The sequence below is a fragment of the Mycobacteriales bacterium genome, from assembly GCA_035550055.1.
Lineage (GTDB): Bacteria > Actinomycetota > Actinomycetes > JAFAQI01 > JAFAQI01 > DASZTV01.
Window position 1 is genome coordinate 45,902 of sequence record DASZRO010000029.1, and the last position, 15,759, is coordinate 61,660.

The 15,759-nt window shown below is 70.4% G+C and carries 14 protein-coding genes and 1 pseudogene; 11 read left to right on the forward strand and 4 right to left on the reverse strand.

Features of this window, described 5'->3' with window-relative positions:
- The first annotated feature begins 48 nt into the window (after positions 1–48).
- The 4 genes and pseudogenes from cysD to VG899_04840 all read left to right on the forward strand — a co-directional run bounded on the left by cysD (position 49) and on the right by VG899_04840 (position 3,822).
- Complete coding sequence (cysD, locus tag VG899_04825; GenBank protein HWA65676.1) at positions 49–960, forward strand: sulfate adenylyltransferase subunit CysD; 912 nt, start codon at positions 49–51, stop codon at positions 958–960.
- 16 nt (positions 961–976) lie between these two features.
- Positions 977–2,212: pseudogene (locus VG899_04830) on the forward strand (GTP-binding protein).
- Between the two features lie 2 nt (positions 2,213–2,214).
- The gene (locus tag VG899_04835) at positions 2,215–2,976 is read left to right on the forward strand and encodes a 3'(2'),5'-bisphosphate nucleotidase CysQ (protein HWA65677.1); all 762 of its coding nucleotides are present in this window, start codon (positions 2,215–2,217) and stop codon (positions 2,974–2,976) included.
- A gap of 6 nt (positions 2,977–2,982) precedes the next feature.
- Positions 2,983–3,822, forward strand: a complete 840-nt coding sequence (locus VG899_04840; GenBank protein ID HWA65678.1) for an SDR family NAD(P)-dependent oxidoreductase — start codon at positions 2,983–2,985, stop codon at positions 3,820–3,822.
- 33 nt (positions 3,823–3,855) lie between these two features.
- On the opposite strand, the gene VG899_04845 is transcribed toward VG899_04840, so the two are convergent.
- The 3 genes from VG899_04845 to VG899_04855 are packed head-to-tail and all read right to left on the reverse strand — an operon-like array spanning position 3,856 to position 7,101.
- Positions 3,856–4,950: an acyltransferase gene (locus tag VG899_04845; protein ID HWA65679.1), complete on the reverse strand. Its 1,095-nt coding sequence runs from the start codon at positions 4,948–4,950 to the stop codon at positions 3,856–3,858.
- The gene (gene cysC / locus VG899_04850; GenBank protein HWA65680.1) at positions 4,947–5,933 is read right to left on the reverse strand and encodes an adenylyl-sulfate kinase; all 987 of its coding nucleotides are present in this window, start codon (positions 5,931–5,933) and stop codon (positions 4,947–4,949) included. The genes VG899_04845 and cysC overlap by 4 nt, the downstream gene beginning before the upstream one ends.
- A gap of 1 nt (position 5,934) precedes the next feature.
- Positions 5,935–7,101, reverse strand: coding sequence for an acyltransferase (locus VG899_04855; GenBank protein ID HWA65681.1), 1,167 nt, complete (start codon positions 7,099–7,101; stop codon positions 5,935–5,937).
- A 112-nt stretch (positions 7,102–7,213) separates the two neighbouring features.
- Here VG899_04855 and VG899_04860 point away from each other — a divergent pair, with 112 nt between their 5' ends.
- The 5 genes from VG899_04860 (at position 7,214) to VG899_04880 (ending at position 12,235) form a co-directional block, all read left to right on the forward strand.
- On the forward strand, positions 7,214–8,353 hold the full coding sequence (locus VG899_04860; protein HWA65682.1) for an acyl-CoA dehydrogenase family protein: 1,140 nt from the start codon (positions 7,214–7,216) through the stop codon (positions 8,351–8,353).
- A 10-nt stretch (positions 8,354–8,363) separates the two neighbouring features.
- Positions 8,364–8,879: an FABP family protein gene (locus VG899_04865; protein HWA65683.1), complete on the forward strand. Its 516-nt coding sequence runs from the start codon at positions 8,364–8,366 to the stop codon at positions 8,877–8,879.
- Positions 8,876–10,765, forward strand: coding sequence for a DUF4012 domain-containing protein (locus VG899_04870; GenBank protein ID HWA65684.1), 1,890 nt, complete (start codon positions 8,876–8,878; stop codon positions 10,763–10,765). The genes VG899_04865 and VG899_04870 overlap by 4 nt, the downstream gene beginning before the upstream one ends.
- The gene (locus VG899_04875; GenBank protein ID HWA65685.1) at positions 10,756–11,220 is read left to right on the forward strand and encodes a hypothetical protein; all 465 of its coding nucleotides are present in this window, start codon (positions 10,756–10,758) and stop codon (positions 11,218–11,220) included. Before VG899_04870 ends, VG899_04875 begins: the two co-directional genes overlap by 10 nt.
- Positions 11,221–11,299: 79 nt before the next feature.
- On the forward strand, positions 11,300–12,235 hold the full coding sequence (locus tag VG899_04880) for a hypothetical protein (GenBank protein ID HWA65686.1): 936 nt from the start codon (positions 11,300–11,302) through the stop codon (positions 12,233–12,235).
- On the opposite strand, the gene VG899_04885 is transcribed toward VG899_04880, so the two are convergent.
- Positions 12,225–13,106 carry an EAL domain-containing protein gene (locus VG899_04885; protein HWA65687.1) on the reverse strand — a complete coding sequence of 294 codons (882 nt, stop codon included), beginning with the start codon at positions 13,104–13,106 and terminating at the stop codon, positions 12,225–12,227. The two genes, VG899_04880 and VG899_04885, sit on opposite strands and share 11 nt — an antisense overlap.
- 211 nt (positions 13,107–13,317) lie before the next feature.
- Between VG899_04885 and VG899_04890 the strand changes: the two genes are divergently transcribed.
- Together VG899_04890 and VG899_04895 are read left to right on the forward strand one after the other, a co-directional pair.
- On the forward strand, positions 13,318–14,739 hold the full coding sequence (locus VG899_04890; GenBank protein HWA65688.1) for a peptidoglycan-binding protein: 1,422 nt from the start codon (positions 13,318–13,320) through the stop codon (positions 14,737–14,739).
- A 371-nt stretch (positions 14,740–15,110) separates the two neighbouring features.
- Complete coding sequence (locus tag VG899_04895; protein ID HWA65689.1) at positions 15,111–15,704, forward strand: hypothetical protein; 594 nt, start codon at positions 15,111–15,113, stop codon at positions 15,702–15,704.
- The last annotated feature ends 55 nt before the right edge of the window (positions 15,705–15,759 follow it).

The window sequence follows — 15,759 nt, forward strand, 5'->3', positions numbered from 1 at the left end:
CCTCCGGACGGCCGCGACCCGGCGCAGCCGTCTATCCTGTCTGCGGTCATGAGCATGCCTTCGACGTACGAGCTGAGCTCGCAACAGGCACTCGAAGCCGAGTCGATCCACATCTTCCGTGAGGTCGCCGCGGAGTTCGAGCGTCCGGTTCTGCTGTTTTCGGGCGGCAAGGACTCCGTGGTCATGCTCCACATCGCGTCGAAGGCGTTCTGGCCGGCGCCGATCCCGTTCCCCGTCATGCACATCGACACCGGGCACAACTTCCCGGAGGTCCTCGACTTCCGGGACCGCACCGTCGAGCGGCTCGGGCTGCGCCTGGTCGTCGGCAGCGTGGAGGAGTCGATCGCGAAGGGCCGCGTCCGCGAGCGGCCGGACGGGATCCGCAACCCGCTACAGACCGTGACCCTGCTCGACGCGATCAACGAGGGCCAGTACGACGCGGTCTTCGGCGGCGCCCGGCGCGACGAGGAGAAAGCCCGCGCCAAGGAGCGCGTCTTCAGCTTCCGCGACGAGTTCGGTCAGTGGGATCCGAAGAACCAGCGGCCCGAGCTCTGGTCGCTGTACAACGGGCGGCACCACAAGGGTGAGCACATCCGGGTCTTCCCGCTGTCGAACTGGACCGAGCTCGACATCTGGAGCTACCTCGCCAGCGAGAACGTCGAGCTGCCGAGCATCTACTTCGCCCATGAGCGCGAGGTGTTCCAGCGCGACGGCATGTGGTTGCCGGTCAGTCACCTGACCAGGCCGCGCGAGGGCGAAGAGGTCGTCACCCTCACGGTTCGCTATCGCACCGTCGGCGACATCCCCGTGACGGGCGCCGTCGAGTCGACCGCGAGGACCTACGAAGAGGTCATCGCCGAGGTCTCGGCGACCCGCATCACCGAGCGTGGGGCTACCCGCGCCGACGACCGGCTGACCGAGGCGGCGATGGAAGACCGCAAGCGCGAGGGCTACTTCTGATGCGGACGAACCACTGATGGAGCTCTTGCGATTCGCGACCGCCGGAAGCGTCGACGACGGCAAGTCGACGCTGATCGGCCGGCTCCTCTACGACACCAAGTCGATCTTCGAAGACCAGCTCGAGGCGGTCGAGCGGACTTCCCGCGCCCGTGGCGACGAGCACGTGAACCTGGCGTTGCTGACCGACGGGCTTCGCGCCGAGCGCGAGCAGGGCATCACCATCGACGTCGCCTACCGCTACTTCGCGACTCCCAAGCGGTCGTTCATCATCGCCGACACCCCCGGCCACATCCAGTACACCCGCAACATGGTGACCGGCGCCTCGACCGCGAGCCTTGCGCTGGTGCTGGTCGATGCGCGCAACGGCATCGTCGAGCAGTCGCGCCGGCACGCGTTCATCACCTCGTTGCTGCGAGTGCCCCACCTGGTGGTCTGCATCAACAAGATGGATCTCGTCGACTACGACGAGCGCGTGTTCAACCGGATCAAGGACGAGTTCCGCTCCTTCGCCGCGAAGCTGGACATCGGCGACCTGTCCTTCATCCCCATCAGCGCGCTGCACGGCGACAACGTCGTCCATCGGTCGGAGAACATGCCGTGGTACGACGGCAGCTCCCTGCTGCACCACCTCGAAGACGTCCACATCGCCAGTGACCGCAACCTGATCGACGTACGGTTCCCGGTCCAGTACGTCATCCGTCCGCAGTCGACGGCCTACCACGACTACCGCGGCTACGCCGGCCAGGTCGCGGGCGGCGTGATGAAGCCGGGTGACGAGGTCGTCGTGCTGCCCAGCGGCATGAAGGCCACCATCGCCGGGATCGACACCGCGCAGGGTGAGGTCGCCGAGGCGTTCCCGCCGATGTCGGTGACCGTGCGGTTGACCGACGACATCGACGTGTCCCGCGGCGACATGATCTGCCGGCCGCACAACCAGCCCACCGTCAGCCAGGACATCGACGCCACGATCTGCTGGCTCGCCGACGAGCCGATGCGCGAGCGCGGCATGTACGCCATCAAGCACACGACCCGCGCGGCGCGGGCACAGGTGCGGGGCCTGGACTACCGGATCGACGTCAACACGTTGCACCGCGACGAGAGCGCGGACTCGTTGTCGCTCAACGAGATCGGTCGCGTCAAGCTGCGTACGACGGTGCCGCTGTTCGCCGACGAGTACCGCCGCAACCGGACCACCGGGTCCTTCCTCGTCATCGACGAGTCGTCGGGCGCCACCGTCGGCGCCGGGCTCGTCCTGTGAGCGACTCCCGCACGGACTCCGAGCTCGCGCGCGACCTGGCCACCAGCGCCGGGAAGCTGCTGCTCAAGCTGCGCGCCGACCGTGGCTTCAGCGACCCGTGGAAGCTGCGGGACGCCGGCGACCACGACTCGAACGTGCACCTGCTCGAGCTGCTGGCCGAGGCGCGGCCCGACGACATCGTGCTGTCCGAGGAGTCGGCCGACGACCAGCGCCGCCTCGAGGCGGATCGGGTCTGGATCATCGACCCGCTCGACGGCACGACGGAGTTCGGCGAGCCGGACCGCACCGACTGGGCGGTTCACGTCGCGCTGTGGCAGCGCGGCCAAGGGCTGACCGACGGCGCCGTCGCGCTGCCCGCGCGCGGCATCACGCTGTCGACGGCGGACCCGCTGCCGACGCGAGGCGACCCGGCGCGCGAGCCGCGGCTCGCGGTCAGCCGCACCCGCCGTCCGCCGTGGGTGGTCGACGTCGCGGAGAAAGTGTCCGGCGCGCTCACCCCGATCGGCAGCGCCGGGATGAAGGCGATGTCGGTGGTGTTGGGCGAGACCGACTGCTACCTGCACAGCGGCCGGATGAAGGAGTGGGACTCCGCGGCGCCTGTGGTGGTCGCCGCCGCCGCCGGTCTGCACACCAGCCAGCTCGATGGCTCGCCGCTGGAGTTCAACAAGCCGTCACGGCTCACCGAGCAGCTGCTGATCTGCCACCCGTCGCTCAGCGAGGCGCTCATCTCGGCCTCGGCCGGAGCCAAGCTCTACTAGCTCGCGATGCCAACCGTTCTCGTCACCGGGGCGTCGCGCGGCATCGGGCGCGCGACCGTCGAGCGGCTGGTCCGGGAAGGCAGGACCGTCGTCGCCGCCGTACGGCGGGACAGCGACGCCTCGTCGCTGGTCGACGAGTTCGGCGTGCGGGTCCAGCCGGTGTTGCTCGACATCGCCGACCCGAAACAGCTGGCGTCGCTGGACAGCCGCCTGCCCGAGGCGCTCGACGCGGTCGTCAACAACGCGGGCATCGTCGTCGGCGGCCCGGTCGAGGCCGTGGCCCTCGACGAGCTGCGCCGCCAGCTCGAGGTCAACCTCGTCGGTCAGGTCGCAGTGACCCAGCTGGTCCTCCCCCGGCTGCGGCGCTCACGCGGCCGGATCGTGTTCGTGTCCTCGGTATCGGGGCGCATCGTGACGCCGATGACCGGCGCCTACAACGCCTCGAAGTTCGCCCTGGAGGCGATCGCCGACGCGATGCGGATGGAGCTGTGGCCCTGGCGCATCGAGGTCTCAGTGGTCGAGCCGGCGCAGACCGACACGGACATGTGGCGCCACGCCGACGACCAGCTCGAGGAGTCGGTGGCCGCGGTGCCGCAGCACCAGCGAGAGCTCTACGCCCAGCACATCGAGGGATTTCGCAGAGCCATCCCGAAGTCACAGAAGCTCGCGACGCCGGCCGCCGACGTCGCGGACTGCATCTTCCGGGCGCTCACCGAGCGCAAGCCGCGACCTCGTTACATCGTCGGCGCGATGCCGCGGTTGCAGTACCGGACGTCCCGGCTGCTCCCCACCCGCGTGCTGGACGCGGTCATTCGCAGCCACTCGGGAATCAAGCACCGCAGCTAGCTTCGGCTCCTCGGCTCACGCGGGGGTCGGGTGTTACGGCGCCGTGTTGGCCTCGGCCTTCTCCTCGAGGTGCGCGCCGCCCGGCTCGGCGCGGCGCGAACGGGCGCGGAAGCGTCGCTCGACCTGGTAGTACGACAGCGACGCGAGTGCGAAGGCCACCGCGAGGACGGCGAGCGCGCGCAGCGCGAGCGGCCACGACCGGGTGTGCCCGCCCACCTCGCTGACCGCGAACACGCTCCACAGGTACAGCGAGTACGAGATCACGCCGACCCACACGATCGGCTTGCTGGCGAGGAACCGGTCGAACCACCACGGACGGTTCCGCGGCGCGATCATGACGGCGGTCGACAGCGCCGTCAGCAGCAAACCGTACTGATAGACCCACGACGCGAGGTAGCTCGCGCGGATGGTCGCGACGATCAGGAACACCACGCCCGCGGAGCGGACCAGGTTCGGGATCCGGCGTGACATCGGCAGCAGCGCGATCGCGCAGCCGGCCAGCATGTCCTGGAAGCGCAACAGGCCGAGGTGGTAGTTGAGCACCACGTTGCCGTTGTGGTGCAGCAGCCAGATGCGGCCGAGCGAGCACCCGGCAACGCCCAGCACCGCGAGCCAGCCGATCACCTGCTTCGGCACGTCGAGCCACAACAGGAGCAGCAGCGCGATCGACCACGCGATGTAGAACTCCCACTCGACCACCAGGGTCCAGACCTGGGAGAGCCCGAACGGGAAGTTCGACGCGTGCGGCTTCCCGTAGAGCGTGTAGGTGAGGACGCGAGCCAGGCCGTGCGCCTGCGCTTTCCCGTCGCTGTGGGCGAGCTGGTAGTAGCCGAGCGCGAGCACGATGAAGGTGAACAGCGCAGGGAGCAGGCGGCGCGCCCGGCGCCGGTAGAAGCCCCACAGGTCGATGCGCCCGCGCCGCTGCGCGTCGGCAACGAGGATGTCGGTGATCAGCATCCCGGACAGCACGAAGAACAGGTCCACCGACAGGAACCCGCCGCGCCCGACGTGCGTGAGCCACGGGACGAGGAAGGTCAGGTGGTAGAGCAGGATCGCAAGCACGGCGAGCGCTCGGACCCCGTCGAGCTCGGGTCGGTAGCCGAGCTTCTGCTCCGGCGGGCTGGTCACTGGTCGAGCAGCGCCAGGATGCGGGCAACGGCGTCGGGGACGGCGACCTCGGTCGTGTCGATGACCAGCTCGGCGTCGGTCGGTGCCTCGTACGGGTCGTCGATGCCTGTGAAGCCCTTGATCTCGCCGGCCCGCGCCTTCGCGTACAGCCCTTTGACGTCGCGCCGCTCGCACTCCTCGATGGGTGTCGACACCCAGACGAGGACGAACGCGCCAGGACCGCCGGCCGCCTCGACGATGCCGCGCACCCAGCGGCGGGTCGCGTCGTACGGCGCGATCGGCGCACACACCGCCACCCCGCCGTGCTTGGTCACCTCTGCGGCGACCCAGCCGATCCGGCGGATGTTGATGTCGCGGTCCACCTTGGAGAACCCGAGGCCGCGCGACAGGTGGGTGCGCACGACGTCGCCGTCGAGCAGCGTCACGGCGCGTCGGGTGGCGAGCTCGTCGACGAGCGCTCGTGCGATCGTCGACTTGCCCGACCCGGACAGCCCGCTCAACAAGACGGTCCGGCCGCCGTTCGCCGGCTGGGGAACCGTGTCGACCGACAGCTGCTCCCCGGAGCTGTACTTCGAGGCGATCTCCCGGCCGCGCGTGGCCGCGTCCGCCGGGGCGAGCGGGACCTCGACCGTCGCTGTCGCGGCCGACCGCCATGCGCCCGCCCATGCGCGGTGGCGAGCGTCGTCGCTTCGGACGCCGGCCGACGCGAGCAGCAGGATCGCGCCGTCGGGCAGCGGTCCGGCCGGCACCGCCTCGGGAACCGCGACGACGACGGGTGCGGCGCTGAACACATCCTCCGGCCGCTGCCAGCGCGGGGCCCGCAGCCCGACGACGGCGCCGCCGTCGTGGCGCGCGACCGGCGTGCCCTCCTCGTCGAGGTAGTCGTCTCCGTCGCTACCGGGAAGCGCATCCGGTGGGAGCAGCCCCAGCAACACCTGGTCGAGCTGAGCGAGTCCGGCGTCGTCGAGAGTGACTACAGGCACGTCAGGACACTAACTGCCTGTCGTCGAACGGCTGGCCGGTGATGGCGGCCCTCATGGCGGGGTCGAGCGCTCGCCCGTCGCGCTGCCGCCCGATCTCGGCGGGGCTCGGTGGCAGCGTGACGCGGCGGGAGACCCGGTCGAGGATCGGCCGCTCGACGAGATGGAAGCTGGTCACGGCGGCGAACGCCGTCATCGCCAGCCACAGCGTCCCCCGCTCGAACTGATGGTTGCGGCTGACGAGCGTGCCGGCCAACAGTCCGAGCGTGCTGTTCCACAGGTAGACGCCGTAGGAGATCTCGCCCAGGTAGGAGATCGGTCGCCAGGCGAGCAGCCGCGACACGATCCAGCGCGGCGCCCCGAGCAGCCCGTAGATGAGGCCCGCCGAGGCGAAGGCCGTGACGGGGAACCAGACCGTGTAGGTCGAGCGCGTGAAGACGTTGGTGTCGGCGTAGGCGAACCCGAGGATCGTCAGGCCCGCGGTCCCCAGGACGATCCCGACCGCGCGATTGAGCAGATGCGGCCAGCGCCACAGGGCGAGCGCGAGCAGGCAGCCCACGAACAGCGCGTCCATGCGGGTGTCGACGCCGAAGTACGTGCGGTAGGTCCAGCGCAACCCGTTCGGGTCGAGCAGGACGTAGCTCGTCTTCGGCGCGGTCGCGATGCGGTACACGATCGGCTCGATCACGCCGACGCCGGCGATCGCCGCTGCGACACCGACCCGCTTGCGCCACAGCGCGACGCCGAGGATCAACGGCCACAGCAAATAGAACTGCTCCTCGACCGACAACGACCACGCCCACGACACCGGGTTCGACGCGTGCGCGACGTAGGCGACCTTGATGTCCATCCCGTAGAACATCGCGACCGCGGCGTTGCCGAGCGCCGAGCCCATGGACTGGCCGAGCCGGCCGGAGACCGCGATGAAGCCGCCGAGGGCGAGCACGAGCGCGGGGAGCAACCGCGCCGCACGTCGAAGGTAGAAGTGCCCGCCGTCGATGCGGCCGGTCTTGTCACGCTCCCTGAGCAGCAACGTCGTGATCAGGTAGCCCGACAGCACGAAGAACGCGATGAGCCCGAAGTCGCCACCGGGGATCTTGCCGCCGTGCAGGCCGAGGACGCCGATCATGCCGATCCCACGAATCCCGTCGAGGTCGCGGCGCCGTCCCATGAGCCGATCCTTCGTTTCGTCGATCTTCGAACTGTAGGGGTCTGTCTTCTCTAGCAGCATCAACGAGCGACAGGCGTCACGATCACGCGGTCTTTGGGGCAGACTCGGTCGCGTGGACTTCTCGCTGACCGAAGAGCAGAAGGCGTTTCGCGCGAGCGCGCACGACTGGGCCGCGGCAACGCTTGCGCCGGAGGCCGCGCTGCGCGACCGAGAGGGTCGCTGGGATCCCGAGATCTGGAAGTCCCTCGGCGCGCAGGGCCTGGCCGGTCTGCCGGTGGCCGAGGAGTACGGCGGTGCCGGCGCCTCGGTCATGGACTGCGTCATCGCCAACGAGGCGATCGCCGAAGGCGGTCACGACGGCGGCTTCAACCTGTCGATGGGCGCCCACTGGGTGATCGGCGCGGTGCCGATCTGGCTGCACGGCACCGAGGAGCAGAAGCGGCGCTGGCTGCCCGGTCTGTGCGACGGCTCGATGGTCGGCGCGTGGGCATCGACCGAGCCCGAGGCCGGGTCCGACGCGGCGGGTCTGCAGACCAAAGCGGTCCGTGACGGCGAGGACTGGATCCTCAACGGCAACAAGATCTTCATCACCAATGGTCCGATCGCCGGCGTCTGCAACGTGCTGGCGCGCACCAGCGAGAAGGGCGCGACCGCGTTCATCGTCGACACGACGAACCCTGGGTTCCAGGTCGGCAAGGAGCTGGACAAGATGGGCTGCCGGTCGTCCCCGACCGCCGAGATCGCCCTGGTCGACTGCCGGGTTCCCGGCGACAGCGTCCTCGGCGAGGTCGACCAGGCGTTGTGGCGAGTGGCGTTCGAGTGCTTCGACTGGGAGCGGACCGTCATGATCGCCAGCGGCATCGGCGGCATGCAGGGCACGCTCAACACCTGCATCGCCTATGCCAAGGAGCGCAAGCAGTTCGGCCGGCCGATCGCGTCCTTCCAGGCGATCGCCCACAAGCTGGCCGAGATGAAGATCCGGCTGGAGGCGTGCCGCACCGCGGTCTACCGCGCGGCGTACCTCAAGCAGACCGGCGTCGAGCACCAGATGGAGGCGTCGATCGCGAAGTACCTCATCGGCGAGTACAGCGTGCAGAACGCGCTCGACGCGATCCAGATCCACGGCGGCTATGGCTACCTGCGTGACTTCAACGTCGAGCGCAGCCTGCGGGACGCGAAGCTCGCGACGATCGGCGGCGGCACCTCCGAGATCCAGAAGCTCATCATCAGCCGGCTGCTGCTGGGCGACTGAGCGGACCGGCATGACACAGCGCGATGACCTCCCGGAGGCGGTTCGCCCGCTCGCGGAGTTCCTGGGGACGTGGCACGGCGAGGGCGCCGGTGCGGTGCCGGGCGGGCTCGCGCCGGACTTCCCGTATCGCGAGGAGCTCACCCTGCGGTGCAACGGCATGCCCTGGATCGAGTACGCCAGCCGCACCAGCAACCCGGAGACCGGCCGTCCGATGCACACCGAGCTCGGCTGGTGGCGCCCGAAGCCGGCTGACGAGGACGGCAAGATCGCCGTCGAGATGGTCCTGGCACACGCCACCGGCGTCGTCGAGGTGCTGGTCGGCGAGCTCGTCGACGGTGCCAACGGCGTACACCTCGAGGTGGCCAGTGACGTCGTAGCGCGTACGCCGAGTGCCCCGGCGGTCGCCGCCGACCGGCGGATGTACGCGGTGCGCGGCGGCAAGCTGATGTACGCGATCGACATGGCGACGGGTGAGGCCGGGTTGGTGCCCCATCTCGCGGCCGCGCTCGATCCCGTCACGACGTGACCTACGGGGACGATCGGTCCCGCCGCGCGACCGAGAAGTATCTGCGCGAGACCGAGCAGATCCAGAAGGAGCACAGGCTCCCTCGGTACAACGCATACCGGCGCCGGCGGCGGCGTCGTTCCCGCCGCGCGCGGTTCGGGCGCGCCGTCGCGATCTGCCTGCAGCTCGGCGTGATCGCCGTGGTGGTGGTGCTGGCCGCCGCGGTGTGGATGTTCATCCACGCCCTCGACGCCACGGGCCGGTTGGCCGACGCCCGCACCGACATCGATCGGGTGCGGGCCGACTTGCTCGCCGGGCGCAGCGCGGAGGCGGACATGCTCGCCGCGCAGCACGACGCGCTGGCCGCACACAGTGACACCCACGACCTGATCTGGGACGCCGCCTCCTGGCTGCCGCCGGTGAAGACCGTGCGGGGCATCACCACGGCACTCGACACCCTCGCCACTCAGGCGCTGCCCGACGTCGTGCAGGTGGGCAGCCGGTTGAGTCCGGGCGAGCTTCGGATCGGGCCGAACCACATCGCCCTGGCGCCGCTGGTCGCCGCCGCGCCGACGATGCGCCAGGCAGCGGCGGCGGCGATCCTCGCCCGCACCGAGGTGGCGAGCCTGCCCAGCGGGTGGATCGGGTTGATCTCGACCGCTCGCAGCAAAGTGCTCACCGAGCTGACCTCTCTGGCCGGTTCGGTCGACGACGTGGCCCGGTTCGCGACGGCCGGACCGGACATGCTCGGGTTGCACGGCCCGCGGCGCTACTTCGTCGGCATCCAGAACAACGCAGAGGCCCGAGCGACCGGCGGGCTGGTCGCGGCGTACGCCGTCGTCACCGCCGACCACGGCCGCATCCACGTCGTGGAGCACGGCAACGACGGAAAGCTCCAGGCGTTCACCGCCGCGAAGCCGGTGATCCCGCTCGACGCCGACTATGCGCACGAGTACGGCAACTACGAACCGGCGCAGCGCTGGATCACCAGCAACGTGTCACCGGACTTTCCGGTGGCCGCCGACATCTGGGCGCATCTGTGGGAGGAGCAGACCGGCGAGCACATCGACGGCACCTTCGGCGTCGACCCGGTCGGGCTGGCGCAGATCCTCGGCGCGGTCGGCCCGGTGACCGTCCACGGGTACCCGGGCGAGTTCAGCGGGTCGAACCTCGCGACGTTCATCGAGTCGACGGAGTACGTCGCGTTTCCCGGTCTGGACAACACCCGGCGCAAGAACTTCCTCGGTGACGTCGGTGACGCGGTGATCAAGAAGATGCTCTCGGGTGCCGGCGATGCGCAGGCGATCGCCTCGGCGCTGGGCAGCGCCGCCGGCGGCGGCCACCTGTCGCTGTGGTCGATGAACGACAGCGAGGAAGGGCAGATCGTCGGCACCCCGCTTGCGGGAGCACTTCCGGCGACGACGGCGCCGTTCGCGTCGCTGAGCGTCGACAACGCGACGTCGTCCAAGCTCGACTACTACCTCGACCGGTCGCTCACCTACCAGGCCGGCGGCTGCGGCTCGTCACGACGCGAGTCGACGATCACGGTGACTCTCGACAACACCGCGCCTCGCCACGGGCTGCCCGAGTACGTTCGGAGCATCACCCTCCCCGGCGGGGAGCCCGCGGTCGAGCAGGTCCCGAACAACACGCTGTTCGTGTTCATCCACGCCACCGACGGCGCGGCGCTGGAACGAGCCACCCTCGACGGCCACCCGGTCGCGGTGGGTGAAGGTGTCGAGCGCGGGCATCCGGTCTACTTCGTGTCGGTGAAACTGAGTCCCGACCTACCTCGCACAATCGTGCTGCACCTGTCCGAGCCGACGACGTCGGGAGCGGCGACGACTCAGGTGCAGCCGCTTGCTCGCCCGCAGCAGACGACCCTGGATGTGCCCAAATGCGCGTGAATGATCTCGACGCCGCCCGTCACGCTCAGACGCCCGGCGTACCCCGCTCGACGACGCACGTGCTCGGCCCGACCCAGCTTCGGTATTGCGTGCGGAGCTACGCGCCGAGCTCGCCGGTGAGCGTTGCCGAGCCGAACGGCGACACCGTCTCGATCCACACCAACAACGTGGGCGCGGCTTGCACGGTGCTTCCCTACGACGTGGTGTGCGGCGGAGCCGGACGTGCGGTGGTGGCGACCGGCGTGGGCGCGGACGGGAACCCGGCCACCTCCTCGGCGACGCCCGCGACGCTGGCGCGGCCGGCGACGTGCGCACCGACCCCGAGCGCCCACGCCGCCGCCGGGGGCGGGTTGTCGACGGCGAGCACCGTGCTGATCGTGGTGGCGGCCGTGGTGGTCGCCGGGGGGCTCGCGCTCGCCCTCCTGCTGCGGCGTCGCCGAGCCGCCGAGGGCTGACCTCCGTTCAGCCCAATGCGCGAGCTGTTGTGACATGCGACACTTTGCCAGGGGGACGACGGTCCGGACGGAGAGCAAGATGGGCGCTCGGGTGCGCCGCGGAGCACGGCGCTATCTCGTGGTTTCGGTGCTGGCGGCACTTGCCGTGATGACGGGTGCCCCAGCCGTCGCCTTCGCGACTTCGCTGCCCGCAGCCGCGAGCGACACGAGTGCCACCCCGGGCGTACCGACGTCGACCATCGAGGCGACCAGCGCCGGCTCGGTGACCTACTGCGTCTCGAACTACGCGCCGAACAGCGACGTCGTCGTGGTCAACCGGCTGACCGGGGTCAGCAAGACGATCCACACGGACGCGACCGGTGCGGGCTGTACGACGATCCCCGTCTCGAGCGCCTGCCGCAGCACGGTCAGCCAGACGATCGTCGCCACCGGAACCGACGCGACGGGAAAGCCCGCCACCTCGCAGGTCACCTACAGCGCGCCGCCGGACCCGACCAAGTGCCACTCGGCGTCGCCGACGCCCACGCCGACGAAGACCTGCGCCGCCACCCAGGCGATCCTGAGCGTCTACATCGTGCCCGAGGGAGCCCGGCTGCGCGGTCACGCCTGCGGCTTCACGCCGGGCGAGCTCGTCTACATCTACCTGCACTCGGCCCCGGTGTTCGTCGGCAGCACCGTCGCCGACGCCGACGGCGTCGCGGCCAAGCACGTGAACGTTCCCAAGTGCATCGCACCGGGACAGCACGAGTTCATGATGGTCGGGCAGTCCTCCGGCAACGTGGCCACCGCCACGTTCACCATCACCAAGTCGAACGCTTGCCCGTCCAGCGGCGGATCCGTGGTCGCGGTCAGCGCGGGTAGCGGCGGCAGCACCGGCGGCACCGGCAGCGGTGGCGGTTCGCTGGCCTTCACCGGCGCCGACATCGCGGCGATGGTGCTGGTCGCGCTGGTGTTGCTCGCGCTGGGCGCCGCGCTGGTCACCGTCCGCCGGCGTCGGGACGCGACTAGCGCGTAGGCGGCGTACGCCTCAGATCCGCGAACACCCCGCGGGGCCGCGGCAGCCGGATGGTCACGGCAGGCGCGGGCGCCGGGCGGCTCGCCAGCTCCCGGTCGGCCGCGAGCAGGATGTCGATGCAGCGCGCGGGCTGCGGGCTGGCGTAGAGGTAGCCCTGGCCGAGGTCGCAGCCGAGCCGGTCGAGTGCCCGCTGCTGGGCGGAGTCCTCGACCCCTTCCGCGACGACGATCCGCTGCATTGCATGCGCCATCTCGACGATCGCGGTGACGATTGCGGCGTCGGCGGGTGAGCGGTCGATGTCCGTGACGAAGCTGCGGTCGACCTTGACGACGTCGACCGGCAGCGACCGCAGGTGCACCAGCGAGGAGTAGCCGGTGCCGAAGTCGTCGAGCGCGATGCGGATGCCGGCGGCGTGCAGCCGCTGGAGGGTCGCGACCGCCTCCTCGAGGTCGGCGATCGGTGCGGTCTCGGTCACCTCGATGCCGAGCTGACCACGCGGCAGGCCCGCGCTTGCGACGAGATCGCTGATCCACTCGCCCAGCCGGCAGTCGCTGAGCTCGGCGGCTGAGACGTTGACCCACACCGGGAGGGCAGCCTGGTCCCACCGGGCCGATGTCCACTTCGTGGCCTGCGTGAGCGCGGTCTCGACCACCCGCTTCGTAAGCGCGCTGATCGTGCCGGAGGACTCGGCGAGCGGGATGAACTCGTCCGGCGGGACGACTTGGCGGTTCGGGCGGCGCCAGCGGACCAGCGCCTCGACCGCGCCGATGTGCCCGGTCCGCAGGTCGACCTCGGGCTGGTAGACGAGCTCGAGCTCGTCGTCGCGCAGGGCGCGCTGCAGGTCACTGACAGTGACCGGTGGCGACGCCATCAGTCGACGGTACGACCGGGGCCTGCCGAGCGGTCCGGTGCCGGTCGAAGATGGTCCCAAGATGGCCTGCGCGGACTATGTTGCAGCGCGCGCAGGGGCAACGGCGCGCCGAGATTGGATGGTCCGGGAGGGTCAAGGTCGGCGGGGTCGGCTGCCGAGACACAATGTAACGGGTGTTACGTGTGGTACGACGGGCGAGGGGAGAACGTCGGTGCGGTGGTCCGGCAGCGCGCGCCAGCGTGCCCTGCTGACCCTCGTCGCCGTGGGCGCGACGGTGTGCGGTGTTGCGTCACCGGCAGCCGCCACCGGCGCGAGCCCCGCCGTGTCGCCGACCGGTACGACCGCGGCAACGCCACCGACCGTGTCGACGCCGGTCACGGCGTGCGCCACCATCGGCGCAGGCACCACGGGCCCCGCCGTCACGACGATCCAGACGCTGATCGCCACCACGGCTGACGGCGACTTCGGGCCGCAGACCGCCGCCGCGCTGTCGAAGTGGCAGTCCGCGCAAGGGATCCCGGCGACCGGCGTCGTCGACGCGGCCACCTGGGCGGTCATGCCGCCGGCCGTCGCTGAAGCGGCCTGCTCGCAGCGGATCGGTGGCGCCGGCTTCACAGTGAGCTGCGCCGTGCTGTCCGCCGGTGACACGGGCCCGGCGGTCGACGTGCTCGAGACCGCACTCGAGCTCGCGGTCGACGGCGAGTTCAGCGACGCCGTGGGCCAAGCGCTGGGAGCGGCCCAGCAGGCCGCGAGCCTGCCGGCGAGCGCGACCACCAACCGGCGTACCTGGCGGGCGCTCGCCCTCACCGGCACACCGGTCTGCACACCCGGCAGCACGACGCCCGCGCTGCCGAAGGACTACGCCGCGCAGCAGAAGGTGCGCAATCAGGTGGCCGCTCTCGCGGGCGCTCTGCTGGAACAACCCGGGACGACGACCAACAAGATCGCGCTGGCCGCGGTGGCGTTCGCCAAGCAGCAGATCGGCAAGCCGTACGTCTACGGCGGAACCGGCCCGACCGGGTATGACTGCTCAGGCTTGCAGATGACGTCCTACCTTCACGCCGGCCTGACGCTCCCGCGCGTCGCGGCGAGCCAGTACACCGGCTCGGGACCGACCGTGCCGCTGAACGACGCGCAGGCAGGCGACCTGCTCTTCTTCGCCAGCGACGTGACGCAGCCCGAGACGATCTACCACGTCGCGATGTACCTCGGCGGCGGCCAGGTGCTCGACGCCCCGCACACCGGCGCCACCGTCTCGATCCGCCCGCTGTGGACCACGGACCTGCTGCCGACCGCCGTGCGGCCGTCAGCCGGCCTGACACTTCCGCTGCGCCGGGGCGCGACCGGGTGGCCGGTGCTGCAGCTGCAACAGATGCTGAACCGGCTCGGCGCCAAGCTCACCGTCGACGGCGGGTTCGGCGCGGCGACCAGAGCCGCGGTGAAGGCCTGGCAGCAGGCGCATCAGCTCGCCCCGACCGGAGTGGTTCGGCTGCCGACCTGGCTGAGCCTGATCAACCCTTCACCGGCCGGCTCGACGCCGCCGACAACCACGCCGACCACCCCCACGACCTCGGGCGCAGCGCCACCGGCGCCCGGAAATGGGACGCCCCCGGGCGGTTCCGCGGCTGGATGAGACTGGATCTCCCAGCCGGGGCCGGTTGGACATGGACCGGCAGCCCGGGGGCGCGATGACCATCTGGAGTTCGCCGTACGCCGTCTCCCTTGCGGGTCGGGCGGCGCGTGGCTGCCACCTGCGAAGAGACGGCGACTAGCGGATGGTCACCTCACGTGTCCTACGACTACGCAAGTGTCGGACCACCTCCTTTCCCGTGTACTCACACGGTATCGGGGCAGGCAACCCGTCGGCATCCGGTTTTGGCGGGCCCGCTCCTGCGGTGGCGCCTCGGCCGGCCTTTTCTTGACGCCCCGGAAAGTGGCGCTCGCATGCGCTACGCTGTCCGACATCATCGCCCGGGATGACATCAGCAGAAGGAGCGGCATGTCATGCTGACGACTCGCCGTACGGTCACGACACTGGCCATCGCCGTGCTCGTGCCCGCAGGAGCATCCGTTGCCATGGCGACCGCCGTCTCGGCGTCGCCGCACACGGCTCTTCGCCCGGCCTACCCGCCGCCGCCCCCGCCGGTCACGCCGCCGTCGACCGGTCCGTCGACCGGCCCCTCCACGGGACCGTCGACCGGTCCGTCCACCGGCCCCTCCACGGGACCGTCGACCGGTCCGTCCACCGGACCTTCCACGGGTCCGTCGACCGGCCCCTCGACCGGCCCGACGAGCACCCCGAACCCGGTCAAGCACGACGCCTCGATCGGCAACGGCGGTCCGGTCGCTCCCGGCTCGCCGGCCAAGCTGACCGTGCCCAAGGGCACCTTCAAGCCGGGCAGCATCGTCAAGATCGTGATCCACGGCCCGCACGGCTACACCCACACCTTCATCCGCAAGGCGGACGCGAAGGGCGGCGTGAACCTGAAGGTCACGATTCCGAAGAACGCGCCCAAGGGCAAGTACGGCCTGGACCTCAAGGGCAAGTCCAAGGGCAAGAGCCAGACGGTCACCGGCGGCTTCAAGGTCGGGGGCTGATCGGCGCTCGCGCCACCTGCCTTACACGTGGGGGTCCGGCACCGACTCGGTGCCG

Excerpts from the sequence above, each read along its gene's own strand:
- cysD (HWA65676.1), top strand. The coding sequence starts at position 49 with ATGAGCATGCCTTCGACGTACGAGCTGAGCTCGCAACAGGCACTCGAA.
- VG899_04840 (HWA65678.1), top strand. The coding sequence starts at position 2,983 with ATGCCAACCGTTCTCGTCACCGGGGCGTCGCGCGGCATCGGGCGCGCG.
- VG899_04855 (HWA65681.1), bottom strand. The coding sequence starts at position 7,101 with ATGGGACGGCGCCGCGACCTCGACGGGATTCGTGGGATCGGCATGATC.
- VG899_04865 (HWA65683.1), top strand. The coding sequence starts at position 8,364 with ATGACACAGCGCGATGACCTCCCGGAGGCGGTTCGCCCGCTCGCGGAG.
- VG899_04875 (HWA65685.1), top strand. The coding sequence starts at position 10,756 with ATGCGCGTGAATGATCTCGACGCCGCCCGTCACGCTCAGACGCCCGGC.
- VG899_04880 (HWA65686.1), top strand. The coding sequence starts at position 11,300 with ATGGGCGCTCGGGTGCGCCGCGGAGCACGGCGCTATCTCGTGGTTTCG.
- VG899_04885 (HWA65687.1), bottom strand. The coding sequence starts at position 13,106 with ATGGCGTCGCCACCGGTCACTGTCAGTGACCTGCAGCGCGCCCTGCGC.
- VG899_04895 (HWA65689.1), top strand. The coding sequence starts at position 15,111 with ATGCTGACGACTCGCCGTACGGTCACGACACTGGCCATCGCCGTGCTC.